Origin of the sequence: Paenibacillus sepulcri (genome assembly GCF_042647105.1) — a bacterium.
GTDB lineage: Bacteria > Bacillota > Bacilli > Paenibacillales > Paenibacillaceae > Paenibacillus_Z > Paenibacillus_Z sepulcri.
In genome coordinates this window covers 1,562,165-1,583,845 of the sequence record NZ_JBHRUP010000001.1, presented here as the reverse complement: position 1 = coordinate 1,583,845, position 21,681 = coordinate 1,562,165, and the positions used below count along the sequence as shown (strand labels likewise).

The window sequence follows — 21,681 nt, the reverse complement described above, 5'->3', positions numbered from 1 at the left end:
TAGTCGAATGATGTCAAATTGGCCCAAGATTCATACGAATACCCATTTAAAGGAGGCGTTATGATGAAGAAACGGTTTCTATCCTTTTTCTTATCTTTGGCTGTCATATGCTCTATTCTTTTCACATCCAATTTGACAACGGTAAGCGCATCAGATCCCATCGTTTCCGGAAATGTCTATAAACTCATCAATCCGGCCAGCGGCAAAGCCCTGGACGTAAACGGGGCCGGGACGGCCAATGGAACCAATGTTCAAATCTACACCGACAACGGTTCCGTGTCGCAAAAGTGGCAAATCACCAGCAATGGGGACGGGACCTGCAAGCTTGTCAATCCGAACAGCGGCAAAGCGCTCGACGTTAACGGCGAATTGACGGCCGATGGAACCAACGTTCAAATTTGGACCTCGAGCACGAGCGTGGCCCAGAAGTGGCAAATCACTAACAATGCCGACGGCTCTGTGAAGCTGATCAATCCGAACAGCGGCAAAGCACTCGATGTAAACGGCGGGGGAACGGCCAATGGAACCAATGTTCAAATCTGGACCTCAAACACCTCGGCAGCGCAAAAGTGGCAGCTGATCAATGTGACAGGTGCGGCGGAAACGATAGGAACAGGCAGTTTGTCGGCGCCTGCGGTAGGCCCCGCACCTTCGTTCAGCGTGGGCGGAAGCGGTTTTGTTCTGGTTAAGAACTGGAATTTCGGCAGCAATGGCACAATTAAAAACATTTCGGATATGAACAGCGAGTTTTATTATCACGATCAATTCAATACGATCGGCAACGGCACGAATTACGGGGCCATAACGCTGGCCCCGGACGCGGCGAACGCGATTTCGGGTCAGCCGATCGAAGATCCGAACAACAAGGTCCGTCAGTTTACGACGGATTCCTTGAAAACGACCCTTGTTCCGTTAAACGGCGCCACGACGGTTTCCCCGACCCAGCATAATGTGGGCAACGGATCGTTCCAGCCGAAATTCACTTTGCCCGGCGGCGGTTCGCTGCTCGGCCGTGATATTCTTTGGGAGACCCGGGTCAAGTACGTTACGCCTAAATATTTCTGGTTTGCGCTCTGGAACTCAGGAAACCAATGGGATGGCGGCGCAGAGCTGGATCTGCAGGAAAGCTTCGGCTACGATAACGGCGGCGGCAACACGAACTTCGACGGACGGTATTGGCATTCAGATCCTGTAGGCGGGACAGCCACGACAAATTATTCGAATTGGGGAACGGGAATGGCTTCTCACGGCATTACATCCTTTGATGCCACCCAGTATCACACCTATACATTGGTCTATCGGGCGAATAACACCTACAGCCACTATATGGATGGTATCGAGATCCAGTCCGGCACGATCAATTGGACGCTCGGGGCCACTTCGAACGGAACGCCGATTGATTTCCATTTTTTGGTTGATGCGGGCTGGGGGCATACGGGAGTAGCGAGCGTGAATCATTCCATGCCCGCCTCCGAGCTTCTCGGCAAATACTACGAGTTTGATTACAGCCGTGTTTATTTAAGATAAAACCGGCAGCGAGAACGAGACCTCACCAACCTTCCCTTCATACAGGGGAAGGTTTTTTTTCTAGCGGCTGGGCCAGGACAGGCAGTGTAATGGTAAATAACGTGCCTTCATTTACGATGCTTTTCACGGACAGCATGCCTCCGTGGTCCTGAATGATCTTGTAGCAGATGGACAGGCCAAGTCCGGTTCCCTCTTCTTTCGTCGTGTAGAAGGGATCAAATATTTTGGGAAGCTCGTCTTCAGGTATGCCTCTACCGGTATCCTGGAGTTCGATAACCGTAAATATCGTGTCCGTTCTTTTCACCTGGATATAAATATGACCCGGTTCGTCCATGGCTTCCAGAGCGTTTCGAACAAGATTGATCAGGACCTGCACGATCTTGTCCCGATCCATCATGACCAGGATGGTGTCATCCAGGCTGTGAATACGGATGCTGTGTCCTTTCGAGAGAGTCTGCGATTCGGTTAAGTATTTGACTCTGTCCAGGCAGCCGGAGATGGTCTCCGGTTTCATATTGCTCATATGGGGCCGCGAGAATTGCAAAAATTCAGCCGTTAATTCATTCATTCTGGTTATTTCATTAGAGATGATATCCACCCATGGTTTAATGTTATATGACTGGGATTTCGATAAATCAATGAAGCCTTTAAGTGTTGTCAGCGGGTTCCTGATTTCATGAGCCATCCCGGCAGCAAGCTCACCCACCATTTTCAATTTCTCGTTTCTGAATAATTCCTCTTCGCGTTTCAGCCACAGCACTCTCTTGTTCTGAAAAAGACGATCCTCCGCTAATGAGATAATTTGCTGGGAGGACGAGCTCTCCTCGGGGAACATAGCCATGCTGTAGGTGATCTCGTAGCCAAGGCTCCGCGATTCCAATATCTCTCGTACCTCTCTTAAGGCATCTCCTGTTACCGGAATCGCCAGGGCGAAACGGTCTCCGGCATAACGCGAGATAGCCGCCGCATTTGAAAAGTAGGTTCGCAGGATAATGGATATCTTCGTCAATATCTCATTGCCGCTGCTTATACTTTCTTTGTTGATGCTCTTGAAATCCTGAAAGTCCAATAACAGCAGGACAAAGCTTGCTTTCTTGTTTTCAACCAAATCGTTCACCGCGTTGATATAACCGTCATAATTGAGCAGCCCGGTCAGGGGGTCATGATTCGTCAAAAAGTTATTCCATTTTTGAAGACGCTTTTTCTCTGTTTCAGATGCAAGAAGATACTGGATCACGAAGACGACCAATATGAAACCAATTAAATCATAGATGGAAACCAGGAGATTATATTCTGTCCACGGAAGGTAAGTCAGTCTTATGGAGGTATAAAGAAGTGAATACCCTACGGTGATGGATAAGGTATATTTAATATCCCGCCGGCTTCTGATTTCCAGAACAATCAAAATAAAGTACAGCAGCTGGCACCAATTGAGGTGGCTGCACCAATGAAAGAATGCGAGCGCTGTCACTTGTGAATACAGAACTGTTTTGGATTGATGATCAATGATCATCAAAGATAAAAAAAGTACAGCAGAAAGAAGCAACAAGGCAGGGCTGGTTGCTTTTCCCAAAATATAGGAGGATAACGTGAGTAAAGCAGTTAAAGCAGTTATCAATACATATCTGGCTTTTCTACTGAACATAGGACACTCCCAAAAGAAAGAATTCGATTCGAGTTCGACCAATCCAAAGCCCATTATATCCGATCCCAAATAAAATAAATGTCGAAATCGAGATGTTTTAAAGAATAATGGAATAATTGCCGGACAGGCCTGCATATCCATATGAAAAAGATTCACTGTCTAGTCGAAAGAGGTCCTTCTATGAAACCTATTTTCGAAAACAAGAACAATTATAATGACATTCCGATTGTTGTGACGACACAGCCAAATTTGAATAATTTGGCTCATTGGCATGCGGATGTGGAGTTTATCCTCGTCTTTGAAGGTCCCATCCAGATGGGCATCAATACCGAAAGCCGACTGCTTGAAGCAGGGGATATGGCGATATGCATCAGCAATGACATTCATTATTTTGTGACGAAGAAATCCAGCTCGACATTGGTGATCAAATTCCTTCCGGAGCTGATCGACGGCAGCGGGTCATGGCAGAAGCATCATTTTGTGCCTCCCTTTATCCAAAAGAAGTTCGTAGACAAGAAAAACGGTCTGAAAAGCCGCGTCTATGAGGATATACTGGAGCTGTTCCGGGCATTGGTCCATGAAAGGCAGCGGCAAAACGATTATTTTACGATCGTCATGAAAGGAAAGCTGCTTGAGCTTTGCGGCATGTTTCTGCGGCATTTGCCCAAGGAAGAAAGCGAATCCGCGCTGGCCCGAAGCTCCTCAGGCATCAGGCTTGTGCAAGCGGCTGTTGAATATATGGAACAAAACTATATGCACAGCATATCCCTTGACGATATCTCGAAGACATTGAACGTCAGCCCCCATTATTTCTCGAGAATCTTCAATAAAACGATCGGCATGAATCTCAAAACCTATCAAAACCAGCTCAGGCTGAACAAAGCGGAGAGCATGATCCTCACGGAAAATGCGGCAATAACGGACATTGCCTACGAGTGCGGCTTTAACAGTATCCGGACCTTTAACAGATGCTTCAGACTGGTAAAAGGATATACGCCGACGGATCTTCGCAAAACATCGGTTAGAGCTTCCCCCTGAGGGGAGCGGGGAAATGACGGACTTACGCCAGGGGTAGCCAGCCCCTTTATTACTGTCCATGCACAAATAATGAGCAAAAAATGGCTATAAATCAGACAATGTGTGGCGAGCATTCATAATCGATCTCCCCTAAAATAAGACGTGCAGACAAATAAAGGCAGGTGGTAGTGTATCCGCTTACAAAATTTGACGGATCAAGGGGAGACAGCCCGATTCCAGGCTTCAGGGAAAAAGGTTAAAAGAGGAGGAACCTGTTTATGAAGAGAAATTGGCTTTTGACGCTCGCTTTCATACTGATCCTGGCTCTGGTTGCTGGCTGTGCAGGCAGCGGAGGGAATGACGGAGGAAGTTCTTCCGGTGAGGGAGCCACAGCGGATCAGCCTTTTGCAGGGCGGACATTAAGCTACTGGAGCCCGTTCAGCGGCGATTCCCAGCTTTGGGATAAGGAAAGAATCGCTGCTTTCACGAAAGAAACGGGAATCAAGGTGGACGTTCAGTTTATTGAACCGGATGGCGGGCTGTCGAACGGGAAGCTGCTGACAGCCATATCCGGAGGCACCGCTCCCGATCTGGTGGAAACGAGCGCGCCGGCCAGAGGCTACAATTTTGCGGCGCAGGATTCTTTGATGCCCTGGGATGACTATCTCCCGGCAATCGGATTTGAGGACGGTTCGGTTATGCCTGGGTTCAAGGACCTGATGAAATACGACGGCAAGACTTATCTGGTGCCCCAGGATTCCAATGTTCTGCTTCTCTACTATAATACGAAGATGTTTGAGGAAGCGGGGCTGGATCCGAACAAACCGCCCGCGACTTTAGCGGAACTTGACGAATATGCCGCGAAGCTGACGAAGGTGAGCGACGGGAAAATTGAACAGCTTGGATTTATTCCCTGGGTGGACAACGGCGGAGATGCGTTTACCTGGTTATGGATGTTCGGTTCCCCGATCTATGATCCGGTCGCCAAAAAACTGGTGTTGTCGGATGACAAAAGTGTGGAAACCTTCAAATGGATGAACAGCTACGCCCAAAAATACGATCCTGCCAAATTGAAATCTTTCACATCCGGGTTCGGAGGCATGTTCTCGCCTGACCATCCTTTCATGACAGGCAAGATCGCCATGACCCTGACCGGCAACTGGTTCACCAACGCGCTCAAGATCTATGCCCCCGACGTCCAGTACAAAGTGGCGAAGATCCCGACGCCGCCGGGCGGCAGAGAAGGCGGATCGCCTCTGAATTCCAATGTATTCATGATACCGAAGGGCTCCAAGAATGTGGATCTTGCCGCGGAGTTCGTCAAGTTTGCGCTGAAGCCGGAAATCAACGGCAACAATTTCGATATCTGGAGATCCATACCGGTTACGGACGCGAAGTTTGATGAAGTCAGCTGGACCAAAAACAACGATGAGATCTACAAGGTTGAGCGCGAACTTGCGAATTCGCCGAATTCCGGCCATCCCGGACTTACGCCGGTATCCTCGCAGCTCGCGGATGAAATTGTCCAGCTCAGAGACAATGTGATCTATAACAATAAAGATCCGAAGCCCTTGCTCGAAGCTTTGCAGGATAAGCTGCAAAAGGAAATTGACAAGCAATAATACACCGCATGGAAACCTCCAGGCGGCCTTCCGGCCTGAAGGGAAGCAGCATCAATGAGACCTGCCGGGTTCATTTCGGGCGTGACTGCCTGTGATGAATCCGGCAAATCCAGGATGAAATTGGATTGGAGGCATGACTTCAATTGGGGAATATCGGGAGAAAAGCGGAGTTATTTGTTGTTTATGTATGTCTGATTCTTTTTGCGCTATGCTTCATTATTCCTTTCTTCTGGCTGATAGCGGAATCCCTCAAAGCTCCCTCCGAATTGTTCGAGGTGCCGACCAAATGGTGGCCGGAAACGCCGCAATGGGTTAATTTTTCCCTGGTTTTTACGTCATTTCCCTTCATGCTTTACCTGAAAAATACGATCATCATTCTGATTCCGAATATTATCGGTTCCGTCATATCCAACTCCTTGATCGCATACGGGTTTGCCAGATTGGACTGGAAGTACAGAGACCGTGTATTCGTATTGGTGCTGATCACGATGATTCTGCCGTTTCAGGTCACCATGATTCCGCTCTTTCTGCTGTTTCAGCAGTTCAACTGGATCGGTACGTTTCTGCCTTTGATCGTTCCCAGCTTTTTTGGCAATGCCTTCTTCATCTTCCTGCTGCGTCAGTTTCTGCTCGGGATTCCGAAGGAATTATCGTACTCGGCCAAGATAGACGGCGCGAACGAGTTTCAAATTTATTGGAAAATTATTATGCCGCTCGCAAAGCCGGTTATCTCCACTGTGGTCATCTTTGCTTTCCTCGGGACATGGAATGACTTTATCGGCCCCTTGATTTTCTTGAGCGACAATAAATTATACACCTTATCGCTGGGCGCGCAGCAGATCATGGGAACTTACGATCCCAAATGGAATATATTGATGGCTCTTGGCGTGACGATGACCCTGCCTGTATTGATCTTGTTCTTCCTGCTGCAGAAATATTTCATACAGGGTGTGGCCATGTCCGGAATCAAGGGTTAGGGGGAGACCATGAACAAAGGCCTGAATATCCGAAAAAGAGATTTCCGCAATGCCATGCTGTTCATTTCTCTGTGGATTATCGGCACGGAGGTATTTAAACTCTATCCGATTCTCATTTCGTTCTACTATTCACTGACCGATTATTCCGTTGTGAATCCGCCGGAGTTTATCGGACTGGATAACTATACCGCTCTTTTCAATGACGCATTGTTCTACAAGTCATTGACCAATACACTGTATATGGTGGTCATCGGCACGTTCTTCACGACCATCATCGCGATCGCTTTGGCTATTATGCTGAACAACCGAAGGATCAAGGGATTATCCTTTTTAAGGGTCATTTTCTTCATACCTACCTTGGTGCCCGTGGTAATCGTGAGCATTCTGTGGATCTGGATTCTGCAGCCTGATAACGGGATTATCAATGTCATATTGGCTCAATTCGGGATCACCGGTCCCGGCTGGCTTGCCAGTCCGGTATGGGCCAAGCCGTCTTTCATTCTGATGATGATATGGGGCTCTGGCACCTCCATCATCATTTATCTGGCGGGGCTGCAGGAAATTCCGGATTCCTTGTACGAATCCGCCTCGATTGACGGAGCCGGCTTCTTCAGACGGACGATGTCCATTACGCTGCCGATCCTCTCGCCGGTCATCCTGTTCAATGTTGTCATGTCCGTCATCCACGTCTTTCAATGGTTCGCGGAGCCCTTGATTATGACGGCAGGCGGTCCGGATAATGCGACGCTGTTCTATTCGCTCAACCTGTACCGTGCGGCGTTCCAGTACTTCAAGATGGGGTATGCATCGGCGATGGCCTGGATTCTGCTGGTCATTGCAATGGCTATCATACTGCTGCTGTTCAAGCTGAACAAGAAATATGGTCACTCCGAATAAAGAAAAAGCCTGCTCGCGCGAGCAGGCTTTTCTCAACCTTATCGTTTAAAAGGCCGGCGGCCGCCGGTTCTTCCTGTATAAAAAATGTATTCTGTACGTTGTTCATGAAAGGACGGCGTTAGCCGCTGCTTCATGCGGGATTTATTAATCCCGTACTTCCGCAATAATCTCGATTTCGACAGGCGTATGGAAAGGCAGGTCGCTTGTGCCGATAGCGGATCTTGCATGCTTGCCGCTCTCGCCGAATACATCAACCAGCAGATTGGATGCGCCGTTAATGACATAGGGCTGATCCGCGAAGCCGGGTGCGCTGTTGACAAAAGCCAGCATCTTGACGATTTTGACGACGCGGTCCAGGTCGCCCAGATAGCCTTTCATGACAGCCAGACAGTTGATGATGGTCTGGCGGGCGGCTTCCTGGCCCTGTTCAATGGTCAGATCCGTCCCCAGCTTGCCCTCGTACATCAGCTCGCCGTTGATCCGGCAGTCCTGGCCGGACAAATAAATCAGATTCGCCGTCTGATTGCAGGGAATATAAGTGAACCGCGGTTCCGGCGAAGGGGGGAGCACGATGCCAAGCTCAAGCAGACGCTGTTCGATTTTTGCCATTTTAACATACCTCCGTAATTTTAATGGGAATGATTGCAGCTGTGCTGTGCCCGGATGAATTGGCCTTCTCTGGCATGCGTATGCTGCTCACGGTCAAATGTCGGTTTGCCGTTCACGATAACCTGGTTTATGCCGCCAGGGTACTGCCTGGGATTCTCAAAGGTGGCATGATCCTGAATCGTCTCCGGATCGAACACGGCCAGATCGGCCGCGTATCCGGGTACGATCAATCCCCGTTTGCCCAGCTTGAAGCGCTGGACAGGGAAAGACGTGAGCTTGCGTACTGCCTGCTCCAGTGTCAGAACCCGCTCTTCGCGCACATATTTCGCGAACACCCGCGGAAATGTCCCGTAGAGCCGCGGGTGAGGCTTGCCGGTTTCACAGGTCAGGCTGTCCGAGGCGATCAGCGACCGCTCATACCCGATAACCTGCTTGACATCATCGTCCGCCATATGGAAATAGACGATCGATATCCGTCCTTCTTCTTCAAGCAGCAGATCCAGCATGCAGTCCACCGGATGCTGGCCCCTCATTTCGCTTATCTCTTCGATATGCTTGCCTTCAAGCTCCCGGTTCTTGTCGGTATGTACGGCCGAGAGGTAGATGCTCTGCCAACCGGTGGAGCAGACGAGGTTATCCCAATCCTCCTGTTCGCTTCCCAACTCTTCCCGGATCCGTTTGCGCAATCCCGGGTCCCGGCAAACCTCAAGAGCGCTTGCTATACCGCCCTCTAGCGACCAGGGCGGAAGCACGGTCGTGAGTGACGTGGAGCCGGCGCTGTAAGGATAAACATCACAGGTGACGTCAAGGCCGCGGGCACGGGCCTGCTCGATCAGCTCCATGGCTTCCATGACCTTGCCCCAATTGCGTTTGCCCGCCGCCTTCAAATGGCTGATATGCAGGGAAACGCCTGTTTTCTCAGCGATCCAGATGACCTCCTTGACGGAAGGAATCAGATTGTTGCCTTCGCCGCGGATATGGGTCGAGAAAAGACCGTTGTACTTGGGCAGAACGGAGCATAATTCGGCTATTTCTTCCTTGGATGTGTAGCTGCCGGGAGCATAGAGCAGTCCGATGGAGAAGCCGATCGCTCCTGCCTGAAGCCCTTCTTCCAGCAGCTTCTTCATAAGCTGCAGCTCCTGCGCCGTTGCATCGCGTTTGGCGAAGCCCATCACGGCAATGCGCAGCGCCCCATGCGCCACATATGTTGCCAGATTCTCGGAAGGGGAGGAATGGGCGAGCGTATCCATATACTGAGCCACGGTTTCCCACGGCCACTCCCATGAGGTTGAGCCCAGCACAGGTTGAACGTAGCTTTGCAGCAGCTCGGCATTCGGTCTGAACAGCGGGGCAGGGGCGAGCCCGCAGTTGCCGACCACCTCTGTCGTGACCCCCTGGCGGATTTTGATCTCGCTGAGCGGGTGATCCAGTATCATCAGATCGGAATGGCAGTGTCCGTCGATAAAGCCCGGTGAGATCACCTGCCGGTGAACATCGATCATCCTGTGCGCTTCCTGGTCAAGCTTTCCGATGGCGGCAATCAAGCCATCCTTGATTCCCACATCGCCCATATACCATGGATTGCCTGTGCCATCTACAATGCGGCCATTTTTCAAAATGAGATCAAGCATCCTTTAAGCCTCCTTATTTTGCGGATCTGACGCTATTCCAGCATTCCGCGCCCGAGCACGGCCATTTCCTCGAATTCCGGACCGTTTTTGAAGAACACTTTATTATGCAGATTAACGGTGCTGCAAATATGGTTCGGGATAATCCTCAGCCGGCTGCCGATCTGAGGATTCGCCTTCTGCGCATCCGGTCCCAGGCGCAGCATGCCATGCTCCTCGGACAGGCGCTCGAGCACGGCATCATCCAGGCCTTCGACATGGCCGAAGCCCTGGAGCATAAGCGGCTCGACGCCGGGCTGCACATCGGTGGCAAATGTTTTGCTGCCGCCGTCAACGACGGCCAGATCAGCCGACGGCCTGCTGACGACCGTCACCCAGACGCTGCCGGCACAATCCTCAAGGCTGCATACGCCAAGGCGCGCCTGCATCCGGTCCTGGTACACATAGGTACCCGGCCGGATTTCGGTAACGCCCTTTACAGCTGCGGCGTACCTGCCTGTCGGCGTCGAGCCTACGCTCACATCGAGGATAGGGATGCCGCTTGCGCGCAGCCGCCCGGCCAAATCAGCCATCATGCGGCCTTCTTCCTCGCCTGCAGCCTGCAGATCAAGTGTCGGCTTCTGCTTGTGAATCGCTCCGCGAAAGGTGTAAATTCCCGTCAACCGCAGATGCTCCAGCTCATGAATACGGGCTGCCAGCTCCGGCGCCTGGTCGTACAGCACGCCGGTCCGCCGCAGACCGGTGTCGATTTCCAGTCTTACCTGCAGCGGATGCCCGCTGAGGCCGGCAGCTTCGTTCATCCGCTTGGCGCCCTCCAGGCTGTCCACGGCTGCGATCAGCGTGATCTGCCGGCTCAGCTGGATGGCGCGCCCGATTTTATCCGGCGTTACGAGCGGATAGGCAATGAAAATATTCGTGATCCCGTTTTGTGCCATGATCTCGGCCTCTGACACCTTTGCCACTGTTATGCCGACAGCTCCGGCCTGCAGCTGCCGGTGAGCGACTTCGGGCAGCTTATGGGTTTTGGCGTGTGGCCGAAGCTGAACCCCGTGACTGCGGGCAGCTTCAGCCATAGCCTGAATATTGCGCTCCATAACGGCTTGTTCAATAACGATGCAAGGCGTCTGCGGCTGAATTGGCGACATGGACTTATCCGCTGACTCACTCATGCTGCTCCCCCTTTCCTTCCGCTTGGGATTTGCTTTCTTCCAGATAGCTGTACAGCGTATATTTGGAAATGTTCAGATAGCCGCATATTTTCTCGCCGCTTTTCTTGACCAGAAAAGCGCCTTTCTGGTCCAATAGCTGAATCATCCTCATCTTGTCTTCCTTGGTCATGGCAGCCACCGGCCTGCCAACCTGCTCCTGCGCCTCCTGAAGCAGCGCGTCCAGAAGGTCGCTCACATTGCTGACGAACGATTCCTTCACATCGATTTGCTGTCCGCCGGTCGTTAATGAATCAAGCGTTCTTTTGGCGAGCATCAGATCCGTGACATCATAGTTGATGCAGATGGCGGCAATGATTTTGCCCTCGCGGTTCTTCTTGTAGATGGAAGTGGAGCGGAGGATGCGCCCATCCTTGGTTTGCGTCATGTAATTGAACCGGTTGCCGTTGACCTGACTGCCCCGCAAAATCTCCAGTCCCAGATTCGTACCGGGATCGCCGATTTTTCTTCCGGTGATATGGCCGTTCTCAATGGCCACGATCGTGCTTTCGTAATCGCCGGTCAAATCATGCAGCACAACCTCGCATTGATCCCCGAATTGAGCGGCAATACCCTTGATCATATCGCTGTAAAATTCAAAGTCCTCGTGGATAGACTCCATCGTTCATCACGGTCTCCTCCTGTAAAATATCCTTCTTTCGAAAATAGTAACACAAACCAAAATGAATTCAAACATAAATTTAGTTTGAATAACAAAAAGTTTGTTTCTGATAGTCGCCATACTTCACGAAGGACCGGGCGGAGCAAATGAAAAGGCAAGAGCACAGGCACCCATGATGCCTTCTCTTGCCTTTTGATGACCTTATAGCATGTATAAGTTTTATAAGTTTTCACGCCTATAAATGTCTATGAGGTTTGAGGGAAGAAACGAACTGCGCCGCCAAAAGGACGGCGACAGCCATTTCTTCGTAACGAGACACAAGACTATGACTTCGCGATAATATTGTCATAGAAACGCCGGGAGTTCAGGAAGAACGCCTCGACCGATTCCTTCACGAGCGCCATATCCTTGGATTGGCAGGACTTCAAGAGAGCCGAGCGCATCTCCACGCTGTTCTCGATCGCGCCGGGAACCCGCAGCAGCCGCAGGCTGGTCTCCCGGCGGAGATGGACGATCGTCTGCATCAGCTTGGCATAGATGCGGTTGCCGCATATATCTCCCATATAGAGATCAAAGGTATCCAGCCCGTCCAGAAAAACGGCGGGATCGGCTTTTTTAATGGATTTGGAGAGAGTCGTGAGGAGGCCCTGCAGGTAGGCGTAATCCTCTTCCTTGGCAAGCACGGCTGCAGCCAGGTAGACCTCTGATTCTATGAGCTGCCTGGCGGCGTATACCTCATCCAGATTATGAATTTCGCTATGGAACAGCCAGATAATCGTTTCCGCGGGCAGGGGTACCATTTGCTCGTTAACGAAGCTGCCTTCGCCCGCTTTGATGGTGATCAGGCCGACCAGAGACAATGCCCGAAGAGCCTCGCGCACGCGGCCCCGCGTCACCTTGAACTTCTCGGCCAGATCTCTTTCGTTGGGCAGCTGCTCGCCGGGACGAAGCTGTCCGGTGGTGATAAGCCCTGCTATTTGCTCCATAATTTGCTCGGTTACGGTCACTTTTTTGACGGGATTCACTTCAAACATACGGTAGCCTCCGATAGACCTGCTGGTGGAAATGTTCAGGGATAGGGTTATGGAGCCTACTATACAGAATTTTATTGAACTGCACAAGAACGTGTGATAAGGTCAATGTTAGGTACTCTGGTAGTACCAATAGCAACCGAATTAATGGACCCTAAACCCTTTAAAAAGGAGCGATTGCGGCAATGGAGCCACTCCCGGATAAGACGAAACCAAGGATTGACGCACATCAGCATTTTTGGAATTTGGAAAAGGTGGCCTACCCTTGGCTGACCGCAGGCTTTGGCCCGATTTACCGGACGATTGAAGCGCCGGAGCTTGAGCCGCTGCTGCGGGAGAACGGAATTGATCGAACCGTCATCGTTCAGGCAATGGACTCCTATGAGGATACGGATTATATGCTGGAGACGGCAGCGCAGTATGATTGGGTGGCAGGCGTGGTGGGCTGGGTTCCGCTGAACAAGCCCGATGAAGCGGCCAGGAGGCTGGAGCTGTATACCCGTAACCCGCTGTTCAAGGGGGTTCGCCACCTTATTCATGAAGAGAAGGATCCCGACTGGGTCGTACAGGATACGGTTGTTGAAGGGCTGAAGGTGCTGGCGGCATTCGGACTGACGTTCGATGTTGTAGCTGTGTTCCCGAACCATCTTAAGCATGTGCCGGCTCTTGCAGAGAAAGTCCCGGGTCTGAGAATGGTCATCGATCATCTGGCGAAGCCGCAGATCAAGGAACAGCGGATGGAGCCATGGGCTGGCGAGCTGAAAGCTGCAGCCGCATATCCGAATGTCTATGCCAAGGTATCCGGGCTTAACACCGCGGCTGCGGATAACTGGTCGGCTTCCGACATCAAGCCCTATATTGATTATGCGATTGACTTGTTCGGGGCGGACCGCTTGATGTTCGGCAGCGACTGGCCGGTGGCGAATCTGGCAGGCGACTACGGCAGGGTATGGGCAGAGACTAATCTGGCGCTGCAGGACCGGCCGCAGGCCGAGAGGGACGCAATATTGGGAGGTACCGCTGTTTCCTTCTATAATCTGTAATCGGCCAGCGCAATTTTTCTTGGCGGTAGAGGTTGAAGCCTTCTATAAAACTGATATACTTATTGAGGATATAAGCAGCGCGATATTAATATCTTCATATGGAGGTGCAGGAATGCTTAGAGGTTTGACTTCTGCCGGTTTGGGAAAAGTGGAGAATGACGAACAGCTTATTAAATTGGCTTCGCAATACGGCTTTCAGGCTGTGGATGTGGATGCGCTGGGCCTGGTGGAACGTCATGGGGTTGAAGGCGCCCGCGAGCTGCTTAAGAGCCATAATGTTGTAATCGGTTCCATTGGACTTCCTGTGGACTGGAGAAACACGGATGAGAATTTTCAACAGGGATTGACGAAGCTGACACAAGCCGCTGCGGCCGCCGCATCACTGGGATGTACAAGCTGCTGTACGTATGTTCTTCCCGCCACGGATTACAAAGCAGCGCATTTCATGGCGCTGGCTACGCGCAGGATCCGTATCTGTGCGCAAATACTGGGCGCTTATGGTATCAGACTTGGTCTGGAGTTTGTCGGACCGCATCATCTGCGCACTGCATGGAAGAATCCGTTTATCTGGACCTTGCAGGAAACACTGGACTGGATTGATGCCATCGGCGAGCCGAATGTCGGCCTGCTCTTCGATTCTTACCACTGGTACACGAATGAGCTGACTATTGCGGATATTGAAGCGCTGCGCGCCGATCAGATCGTGCATGTCCATATTAATGACGCTCCGGATGTGCCGGTGTCGGAAGCGATGGATGGCGGACGAATCTATCCGGGCGAGGGTGTCATCGATTTGGGCGGCTTCCTGCGGGCGCTCCATAAAATCGGCTATCAGGGAGCGGTTTCCCAGGAAATCCTCGCCCCGGCGCCGACGGATTCGCCGGAGCAGCTTGCCCAGCGGTCCAAAGCCGGTTTTGACAAGGTGTTTCAGGCTGCGGATTTATAAGCATCGATTTATCCGTTGGCATTAAGTAAGCAATCAAGAGGGCGGGGGCATGACGCTCCCGCCTTCTTGGATGTTTTTATTGAAGTTTAGCCACGCCAAACGCCATATGCTTCCAGAGGGTAGCCTCTACTGCTTCCATTTGATGCGCTTCGCAATCGATTACAACAATAACCTCCGTACTTTTTCCTTTTATCACTTGTGATTTTCGTTGATTAGATTTCTGTCGTTTTAATAGCCAATCGACCAGGACTCCAATAATGAAACCTGCTGCAGCCCCGATTAAACCCCATATAATCGGTCCCCAATGCAAAATAAATCCGATGGATGAGGCAATAACCGTCAGCGCCGTGGCGCATGCGGCACCAATATCAATTAAACTCGTCCCGTCTGACCGGTGGATGCTGTCCAGAAGTTTTGGTTTCTCTGCGGCTTTTTCCAAAGGAACCGCAAGAATGCTCCTTTTTTCAATTCCGTGCTCTTCCAATGCCGTAAGCGCCAGCTCCAGGTAAATGGAATGGTCAAAAGACGAAATGACCCGCATAGGACCATCCTTTTTTTTCTGATAATCGGATTTCCAGAACAGCTTCTGCTCTTTATCGAATCCTTTGTTGTTTTCTACGGTGTTGGTGTAGGCGTCATATACAGCAAAGCCATAAATAGAGGGCATAAACAGGAGCCAGTGGCAATCCTGTGAATGTAAAGCTGCCCCATCCCTGGCATTAGAAGCGACCAAACAAATGCGGCCCAGGGAGTTCGTTTATCCAGATAGTTGATTTCCAGCCCGTTGATAAAAAAGGATGGAAAATAGGCCTTTTCCCTATCCGCCAATGTGTATTGGTGGTTTAAGTCAACCGTTGTCCGGTAACTGTCATAGATAGCAAATAGATACACCGGTGCATATAAGGACATCCATCTTACGTCAAGTATTTCCTTAGCCATGGCAAATTGTCCGGTAAAAGAAAATACCATCGCTTGATTGATTCTAGCTTTAAAATTGATTAATAATTCCCATCCGATCAATACATAGCCCCTTAAATATTTGGATAAGAGCAGATGTCCAAAACCCGGAAAAGCCATGGACCACCATGCGATGACCCAAGATTATTTACTTCTTTACAATCCATTAAACCTGTTGCGGGAAAAGGAAGCAATGGCCCGTCAATCGGAAAAATCACATTGTGATGCGCCGTAAGAAAATGATTGTAAACACCTGATTAGGTGTTACGATAGTATCGTGATGGCCCGCTCCTGAATCATTTATCCCACCTCAGAATCCCCCAACCTTAATACAGAATTAACTCTGATTCCCTGCTTTGACAAAGCCTTAATCAGCATGATCTGCATATGAATGGCGTGGAAGCCATTAATCGCGAAAATTGATATTGGAGAGGGAATGATCATGCAATCATGCAATCGATAAAATTAGGCAAGACATCCGCTGTTATTCTGCTTGCTGTCATGCAGTTTTGTTTTTTTGGTGCCGTTATCGCCGATTTCTCCCGGACGGCGCAAGCTGCCCCGACTCCTGCGCAGGCTGTTATGGTCGCTGCTGGAGATTCCCATTCATTAGTGCTGAAACTGGACGGTACCGTTGCTGCCTGGGGAGATAACAGCTTTGGTCAAACAACCGTGCCGGCGGGTCTGAACGGAGTGACCGCAATTGCCGCGGGATTGTTTCATTCGCTCGCGTTGAAAACGGACGGCACCGTCGTGGCCTGGGGGAATAATACTTACGGTCAAACGAATGTGCCGGCGGGTCTGAACGGAGTGTCGGTGATCGCTGCGGGGGGTTCCCAATCGCTTGCTCTCAAGACAGACGGCACCGTGGTCGCTTGGGGAGACAACAGCTTCGGTCAAGCGACAGTGCCGGCAGACTTAAGCGGAGTGGTATCGATCGCCGTCGGAGGGCTGCATTCGCTTGCGCTCAAAACGGACGGCAGTGTCGTCGCCTGGGGAGATAACAATTTCGGCCAAACGGACATACCTCCGGACTTAAGCGGAGTCATATCGATCGCCGCAGGAGGAACCCATTCGCTTGCGCTCAAAGCGGATGGCACCGTTGTGGCCTGGGGAGCGGACAGTTCGGGTCAAACGGCTGTACCGTCCAATCTTGGCGGGACTGTCACGCTCACCGCAGGAAGAGTCTTTTCGCTTGCGCTCAAAACGGATGGCACAGTGGCGGCTTGGGGAGACAATGCGAATGGTCAATTGAACGCACCGGCGGATTTGTCTTTTCCTGACAAGGTGACCATGATCGCGGCAGGAAGCAGTCATTCGCTCGCATTGAAAGCGGACGGTACCGTCGCCGCCTGGGGATTGAATGCCAGCGGTCAGACTAATGTGCCTGCAGAGCTGTCTTCACCTGTGAAAAGGAGCAGGCTCGCAGCAGGATCCTACCACTCGCTCGCATTGAAGCCGGACGGTTCCGTTGTGGCCTGGGGAGATAATGAATATACCCAATCCACTGTACCGGATGGTCTGAATGGGGTGGTATCCGTCGCCGCGTCATCCAATTATTCGCTCGCGCTGAAAGCAGACGGCAGCATCAGGGTATGGGGATCCAGTTACTCTGACAACATACCGGCAGAACTGGCCCCGCCAGCTAAAAGCTATATGATAGCTGCGGGGGATTTCCATTCATTGGCGCTGAAGTCTGATGGCACCGTGGTCGCTTGGGGACTGGTTACTACAGAAGTACCGTCGGATTTGAAAGACGTCATATCGATTGCCGCAGGAAATGCATATTCGCTGGCACTGAAATCAGACGGCAAGGTTGTTGCCTGGGGCTATAATATGTACGGTCAAACAGATGTGCCGACGGGTCTGACAGATGTAGTGGCCGTTGCCGCAGGAAATTCCCACGCCATGGCGCTGAAATCAGACGGGACCGTCGCTTCCTGGGGACTAAATGATTATGGTCAAACGAGCATACCCGTGGGATTACAGGGCGTTTTAGCGGTTGCTGCGGGAGTTGAGCATTCGCTCGCATTGAAATCGGATGGCACTGTAGCAGCCTGGGGCGGTGATGGCAGGGGGCAAACAGATGTGCCGGCAGGACTGAAGGGCGTCATTGCAATTGCCGCCGGCAGCTATCATTCGCTCGCATTGAAATCAGACGGCACTGTTGTTGTGTGGGGGGGATGGCATAGCTGGTCAAACCGTTATTCCGGGTACGGGAGCGGCTTTGACGGCTTTAACGCTGGAGGAGGGCAATCTCAATCCGCCTTTCCAGACCGCAGTTGCCCAGTATACATACTCTTATATTGGAGCTTCCGTCGACAAAGTACATGTGGCAGCTGCTGTCAATATGCCGTCGCAGGCGTCTCTCTATATCAATAACCAGCTGCAAGCCAGCGGCAGCGCAACCGCGGTAGAGGTGTCAGGACCATCGACGGTAATTCCGATCCGTATGGAACCTCTTCTGTTGCCAGGCAAAACGTATACAATCACGGTAATAAGAGATTCCGTGTACCCCGTTGTTCAATACGGTGAGAATGGAAGCTTGTCATCAGCAAAAACGGCCGCAACCCTGGTGACGGCAGCGGATGCGGAAAGCGGGCTGGACCCCGCCTCTCTGCAATACGTTTGGACGCAGAGCCCGGACGTGCCAGCCAGCGGGTGGACCTCTTTTGCGAGCGGGGACACGCTCATCCGGAACAGCGGAGACGGAAAATGGTATCTGCACATTCAGGCCAAAGACCTTGCCGGCAATCGTACCGACGAGGTATCGGATCCTTTTGTCCTGGACAATACTCCGCCGGTATTGGCTCTGAATGGCAGCAATCCCATGAACGTGCCAGTCGGGCATCCTTATATTGAACCTGGTGCGATAGCTGAGGATAGGATTGACGGGATTATTCCAGCAACCGCTATTGCAAAATCAGGACGCGTGGATACTGCAAGCATCGGCAATTATCAGATCCTGTATGAAGTAAGCGATCACGCGGGCAATCAGGCATCCGTGACACGCAATGTGAATGTATACGATGGAGACGCGCCTGCGGTCTATTTGAAGGGCCCGAATCCCATGGAAGCAGAAGCTTTCAGCACATTCACCGACCCTGGCGCAGCGGCGGTGGATCCTCAGGACGGAGCCCTTGAGCCAATCGTCACTGGAACGGTAAACACGCGGCAGCTGGGCACCTATACTCTCCTGTACAGTGCTGTCGACCAGGCCAATAATGCTGCGCCTACCGTGACGAGGTATGTGTATGTGAAGGATACAGCGGCTCCCGTTATTACTTTAGAAGGGGATAGCGTGATGGTCGCGGGAGTCGGCAGCACCTATCAAGATCCTGGAGCAAGAGCTGAGGATTTGTATGAGGGAGATCTGTCTGCCTTGATCTCCATTCAGGGAACGGTAGATTCCAGCCGACCCGGAACGTACAGCTTGAATTATAATGTCATTGATACGTCCAATAATGAAGCGCTCTCGGTGAGACGGTTGGTCTATGTCATACCTCCTCCCGTCATTACGCTGCTTGGTCAATCCGTAATTAAGCTGAAGGCGGGGGAGACCTTCACTGAACCTGGAGCTCAGGCGGCTGATGCCTACTACGGAGATATCTCGGACCGGATCACCGTCACCGGATCGGTAAATACACAAGCAGCCGGAACTTATATGCTGCGCTACAATGTTCAGGACCCGGCAGGAATAACGGCAGCTGAAGCTATACGAACCGTAACGGTTGAGAATCAAGTTTATTACAATTATCCGCCATCAATCGCTTCCGGCAATGCGGCATTGAAGGATATCAGCTTTGTCGTTGAAGGCAAGCAGCTTTTGTCATCTCCAGACGGGATGATCGAAACTACAGCAGAACAGATTGAGATTCACGCCTTGCCAGCAGATTCAGGAAGTACAATTTCCCTGCAAGGTGAAGCTCTGACAGGTCCCATAACCATTCAACTGTCTGAAGGCGATAATGTGATTGTCATTTCGGTCAAAGCGCCGGATGGCACGGTGCAGTCCTACACCTACACCATTCATCGAACAGTCTACAAGGGAACCAACGAAGCATCATGCGCTTTTACGGATATCCATGGACATTGGGCAGCAGTACAAATTTGTGAGGCTGCATCGGCAGGAATCGTGCAGGGAGATCCGGATCTGAGGTTTCACGCCGATGACGCGGTAACCCGGGCAGAATTTGTAGTGATGCTTTATCGCATACTGGATGATTCAAGCTCGGAAACTACCGCCGAGTCAACCGCAGCGGTTTTTACGGATTCAGGCGATATCCCGGATTGGGCCCGGCAGGCTATTCATTATGGAGTCTCCCAAGGGATTGTGAAAGGGTACACCGATGGCGCCTTCCTGCCTAACCATACAATAAGCCGCAATGAACTGGCTGTCCTGGCTGCCCGAACGCTGCAATTGCAAATCGACATCTCCAGCCGCACATCATTTAGAGATGATTCCGATATTCCCATATGGGCAAAGCCCTATGTGCTGGCAAGTGTTCGACAGGGGCTTCTTCAGGGCAGAAGCAGCAATCTGTTTATGCCCACTGACAAGACCACCCGCGCGGAGGCAGTGACCCTGCTTTTACGTATGCAGAAAGTCTTATCAGCTCTGTCGGCAGCTCCCTCGTAATGGCTGTTTAGAACAACCATTTATGGCTTTTTCGCATATTTCCGGTTTGCAGGGAGCCGACTCTAGTAGGCATATGCCATGGAGGGGCAAACGCACAGGCATGATACATGCCAGCCCCATACAATGCAGAGTAGTATAAAACGAAGGGAGTTTTGCAGGTGTCATACGGATATGGTAATCCAGTAGGCGGCGTAGGCGTAGGTAATTGTGGTCCGGTAGTAAGCCCAGTATCGACTGGATGCGGCGCAGGAATAGGCATTATCCTGGTACTTTTCATCTTGCTTGTCATCATCAGCCGTTCGATCCTTTTCTAGGAGAAACAGTGCTCCGGTAACGATATTCCACGCATAGAAATTAGCGCCAGCCCCTGTTCCGCAATATGTGGAACGGGGGCTTGTTTGCATATTGTTTCTTGGAAATAAAGAAGCACTGCTTTTTAGGAAGAAATTGGATGAGTGAATGTTGCCGAAGATCATGGCCGCTCTTAAAAGGAGGGCGTAATTGGACCCAATGGATTAATGAAGAGATATTTATTCCAATGTTCCGCTTCTGAAGGTTTACATAAAGCACTCAACTGCATTAGGATAAAGAGATCACATGGTACAAGAAGGAGAATCAGAAATGGATATTATTGAAGCGATTCATACCAGAAGAAGCATCGGCAGAGTGAAAGAAGATCCGATAGCCAAAGAACAGATCGAAACCATATTGGAGGCCGGTATTTGGGCGCCGAACCATAGATTGACGCAGCCTTGGCGGTTTTTTGTCATGTCGGGAGACGGCCGCAATCGGCTGGGGGACGCGTATGCGCGCATCGCTCTTGAAGCGGCGCAGGAACCGGATTCGGAAGAGAACGTGAAGAAGGCGGAGTCCGCCAGGCAAAAAGCGTTCCGTTCCCCTGTCGTCATCGGGGTGGGAGTTGAGCCAAGCGACGCCAAGGGTGTGGTTGAGCTTGAGGAATACGGAGCGGTGTTTGCGGCTATCCAGAATATGCTCCTCGCTACACACGCGCTGGGTCTGGGTGCGGTTTGGCGCACAGGCGACCCCTGCTTTCATCCCCTGATGAACGAGAGCTTCGGGCTGCGCCCGCAGGACAAGATGCTTGGGTTTATTTTTCTGGGGGTACCGGATTTACAGCCGCAGGGACGACGTGAAAGCGCGGCGAGCAAGACAGAATGGATTGAGTAATTTTTCAGAAGAATAGGTACAGGAACAAATGACCCGAAAAGGCGGGCTCTTGGAATAGAGCCGCTCTTCCGGGTCATTTGTATTTCATAGTGAGGTGTGGTTGTCATCCAGCGCGATGCCCCAGCGTG

The 21,681-nt window shown here is 51.3% G+C and carries 17 protein-coding genes and 1 pseudogene; 10 read left to right on the top strand and 8 right to left on the bottom strand.

Annotation, left to right across the window (positions count from 1 at the left end; genetic code table 11):
* Window positions 1-60 precede the first annotated feature (60 nt).
* Window positions 61-1,527: an RICIN domain-containing protein gene (locus tag ACFOLF_RS07265; RefSeq protein ID WP_210037780.1), complete on the top strand. Its 1,467-nt coding sequence runs from the start codon at window positions 61-63 to the stop codon at window positions 1,525-1,527.
* 37 nt (window positions 1,528-1,564) lie between these two features.
* Here the strand turns inward: ACFOLF_RS07265 and ACFOLF_RS07260 are convergent, their stop codons facing one another.
* Entirely contained in the window at window positions 1,565-2,701 is a 1,137-nt protein-coding gene (locus ACFOLF_RS07260) for an ATP-binding protein (protein WP_379114049.1), read from the bottom strand.
* A gap of 651 nt (window positions 2,702-3,352) precedes the next feature.
* Here ACFOLF_RS07260 and ACFOLF_RS07255 point away from each other — a divergent pair.
* The 4 genes from ACFOLF_RS07255 to ACFOLF_RS07240 all read left to right on the top strand — a co-directional run bounded on the left by ACFOLF_RS07255 (window position 3,353) and on the right by ACFOLF_RS07240 (window position 7,685).
* Window positions 3,353-4,210 carry a helix-turn-helix domain-containing protein gene (locus ACFOLF_RS07255; protein ID WP_210037778.1) on the top strand — a complete coding sequence of 286 codons (858 nt, stop codon included), beginning with the start codon at window positions 3,353-3,355 and terminating at the stop codon, window positions 4,208-4,210.
* Between the two features lie 257 nt (window positions 4,211-4,467).
* Complete coding sequence (locus ACFOLF_RS07250) at window positions 4,468-5,811, top strand: ABC transporter substrate-binding protein (protein WP_210037777.1); 1,344 nt, start codon at window positions 4,468-4,470, stop codon at window positions 5,809-5,811.
* A 143-nt stretch (window positions 5,812-5,954) separates the two neighbouring features.
* On the top strand, window positions 5,955-6,788 hold the full coding sequence (locus tag ACFOLF_RS07245; protein WP_210037776.1) for a carbohydrate ABC transporter permease: 834 nt from the start codon (window positions 5,955-5,957) through the stop codon (window positions 6,786-6,788).
* A 9-nt stretch (window positions 6,789-6,797) separates the two neighbouring features.
* Window positions 6,798-7,685 carry a carbohydrate ABC transporter permease gene (locus ACFOLF_RS07240; RefSeq protein WP_210037775.1) on the top strand — a complete coding sequence of 296 codons (888 nt, stop codon included), beginning with the start codon at window positions 6,798-6,800 and terminating at the stop codon, window positions 7,683-7,685.
* A 144-nt stretch (window positions 7,686-7,829) separates the two neighbouring features.
* On the opposite strand, the gene ACFOLF_RS07235 is transcribed toward ACFOLF_RS07240, so the two are convergent.
* The 5 genes from ACFOLF_RS07235 to ACFOLF_RS07215 form a co-directional block, all read right to left on the bottom strand.
* A complete protein-coding gene (locus tag ACFOLF_RS07235) occupies window positions 7,830-8,294 on the bottom strand; it encodes a RidA family protein (protein ID WP_210037774.1) in 465 nt (154 codons plus the stop codon).
* A 20-nt stretch (window positions 8,295-8,314) separates the two neighbouring features.
* Window positions 8,315-9,925 (bottom strand): N-acyl-D-amino-acid deacylase family protein, encoded by a 1,611-nt coding sequence (locus ACFOLF_RS07230; protein WP_210037773.1) that lies wholly within the window; start codon window positions 9,923-9,925, stop codon window positions 8,315-8,317.
* A 32-nt stretch (window positions 9,926-9,957) separates the two neighbouring features.
* The gene (locus ACFOLF_RS07225) at window positions 9,958-11,091 is read right to left on the bottom strand and encodes an alanine racemase (RefSeq protein WP_379114052.1); all 1,134 of its coding nucleotides are present in this window, start codon (window positions 11,089-11,091) and stop codon (window positions 9,958-9,960) included.
* Window positions 11,084-11,749, bottom strand: a complete 666-nt coding sequence (locus tag ACFOLF_RS07220; protein WP_210037772.1) for a helix-turn-helix transcriptional regulator — start codon at window positions 11,747-11,749, stop codon at window positions 11,084-11,086. Before ACFOLF_RS07220 ends, ACFOLF_RS07225 begins: the two co-directional genes overlap by 8 nt.
* Window positions 11,750-12,072: 323 nt before the next feature.
* A complete protein-coding gene (locus ACFOLF_RS07215) occupies window positions 12,073-12,783 on the bottom strand; it encodes a FadR/GntR family transcriptional regulator (protein WP_210037771.1) in 711 nt (236 codons plus the stop codon).
* Between the two features lie 182 nt (window positions 12,784-12,965).
* On the opposite strand from ACFOLF_RS07215, the gene ACFOLF_RS07210 reads away from it, so the two are divergent.
* Window positions 12,966-13,823, top strand: coding sequence for an amidohydrolase family protein (locus ACFOLF_RS07210; RefSeq protein ID WP_210037770.1), 858 nt, complete (start codon window positions 12,966-12,968; stop codon window positions 13,821-13,823).
* Window positions 13,824-13,935: 112 nt separating this feature from the next.
* The gene (locus tag ACFOLF_RS07205) at window positions 13,936-14,769 is read left to right on the top strand and encodes a sugar phosphate isomerase/epimerase family protein (protein WP_210037769.1); all 834 of its coding nucleotides are present in this window, start codon (window positions 13,936-13,938) and stop codon (window positions 14,767-14,769) included.
* Between the two features lie 76 nt (window positions 14,770-14,845).
* On the opposite strand, the gene ACFOLF_RS07200 is transcribed toward ACFOLF_RS07205, so the two are convergent.
* Both ACFOLF_RS07200 and ACFOLF_RS07195 read right to left on the bottom strand, forming a co-directional pair.
* On the bottom strand, window positions 14,846-15,436 hold the full coding sequence (locus ACFOLF_RS07200; protein WP_379114054.1) for a hypothetical protein: 591 nt from the start codon (window positions 15,434-15,436) through the stop codon (window positions 14,846-14,848).
* A complete protein-coding gene (locus ACFOLF_RS07195) occupies window positions 15,385-15,789 on the bottom strand; it encodes a hypothetical protein (protein ID WP_210037768.1) in 405 nt (134 codons plus the stop codon). Before ACFOLF_RS07195 ends, ACFOLF_RS07200 begins: the two co-directional genes overlap by 52 nt.
* Window positions 15,790-16,176: 387 nt before the next feature.
* On the opposite strand from ACFOLF_RS07195, the pseudogene ACFOLF_RS07190 reads away from it, so the two are divergent.
* The 3 genes and pseudogenes from ACFOLF_RS07190 to ACFOLF_RS07180 form a co-directional block, all read left to right on the top strand.
* Window positions 16,177-17,898 (top strand): annotated as a pseudogene (locus ACFOLF_RS07190) (RCC1 domain-containing protein); the annotation flags it as partial.
* 55 nt (window positions 17,899-17,953) lie between these two features.
* Window positions 17,954-20,365: an immunoglobulin-like domain-containing protein gene (locus tag ACFOLF_RS07185; RefSeq protein ID WP_379219428.1), complete on the top strand. Its 2,412-nt coding sequence runs from the start codon at window positions 17,954-17,956 to the stop codon at window positions 20,363-20,365.
* Between the two features lie 621 nt (window positions 20,366-20,986).
* Entirely contained in the window at window positions 20,987-21,553 is a 567-nt protein-coding gene (locus tag ACFOLF_RS07180) for a nitroreductase family protein (protein WP_210037766.1), read from the top strand.
* Window positions 21,554-21,681 lie beyond the last annotated feature (128 nt).

Bases quoted from the DNA above. Each gene is read 5' to 3' on its own strand.
- ACFOLF_RS07255 (WP_210037778.1), top strand. From the start codon at position 3,353: ATGAAACCTATTTTCGAAAACAAGAACAATTATAATGACATTCCGATT.
- ACFOLF_RS07240 (WP_210037775.1), top strand. From the start codon at position 6,798: ATGAACAAAGGCCTGAATATCCGAAAAAGAGATTTCCGCAATGCCATG.
- ACFOLF_RS07210 (WP_210037770.1), top strand. From the start codon at position 12,966: ATGGAGCCACTCCCGGATAAGACGAAACCAAGGATTGACGCACATCAG.
- ACFOLF_RS07205 (WP_210037769.1), top strand. From the start codon at position 13,936: ATGCTTAGAGGTTTGACTTCTGCCGGTTTGGGAAAAGTGGAGAATGAC.
- ACFOLF_RS07220 (WP_210037772.1), bottom strand. From the start codon at position 11,749: ATGGAGTCTATCCACGAGGACTTTGAATTTTACAGCGATATGATCAAG.
- ACFOLF_RS07230 (WP_210037773.1), bottom strand. From the start codon at position 9,925: ATGCTTGATCTCATTTTGAAAAATGGCCGCATTGTAGATGGCACAGGC.
- ACFOLF_RS07200 (WP_379114054.1), bottom strand. From the start codon at position 15,436: ATGCCCTCTATTTATGGCTTTGCTGTATATGACGCCTACACCAACACC.
- ACFOLF_RS07235 (WP_210037774.1), bottom strand. From the start codon at position 8,294: ATGGCAAAAATCGAACAGCGTCTGCTTGAGCTTGGCATCGTGCTCCCC.
- ACFOLF_RS07215 (WP_210037771.1), bottom strand. From the start codon at position 12,783: ATGTTTGAAGTGAATCCCGTCAAAAAAGTGACCGTAACCGAGCAAATT.
- ACFOLF_RS07225 (WP_379114052.1), bottom strand. From the start codon at position 11,091: ATGAGTGAGTCAGCGGATAAGTCCATGTCGCCAATTCAGCCGCAGACG.
- ACFOLF_RS07180 (WP_210037766.1), top strand. From the start codon at position 20,987: ATGGATATTATTGAAGCGATTCATACCAGAAGAAGCATCGGCAGAGTG.
- ACFOLF_RS07265 (WP_210037780.1), top strand. From the start codon at position 61: ATGATGAAGAAACGGTTTCTATCCTTTTTCTTATCTTTGGCTGTCATA.
- ACFOLF_RS07250 (WP_210037777.1), top strand. From the start codon at position 4,468: ATGAAGAGAAATTGGCTTTTGACGCTCGCTTTCATACTGATCCTGGCT.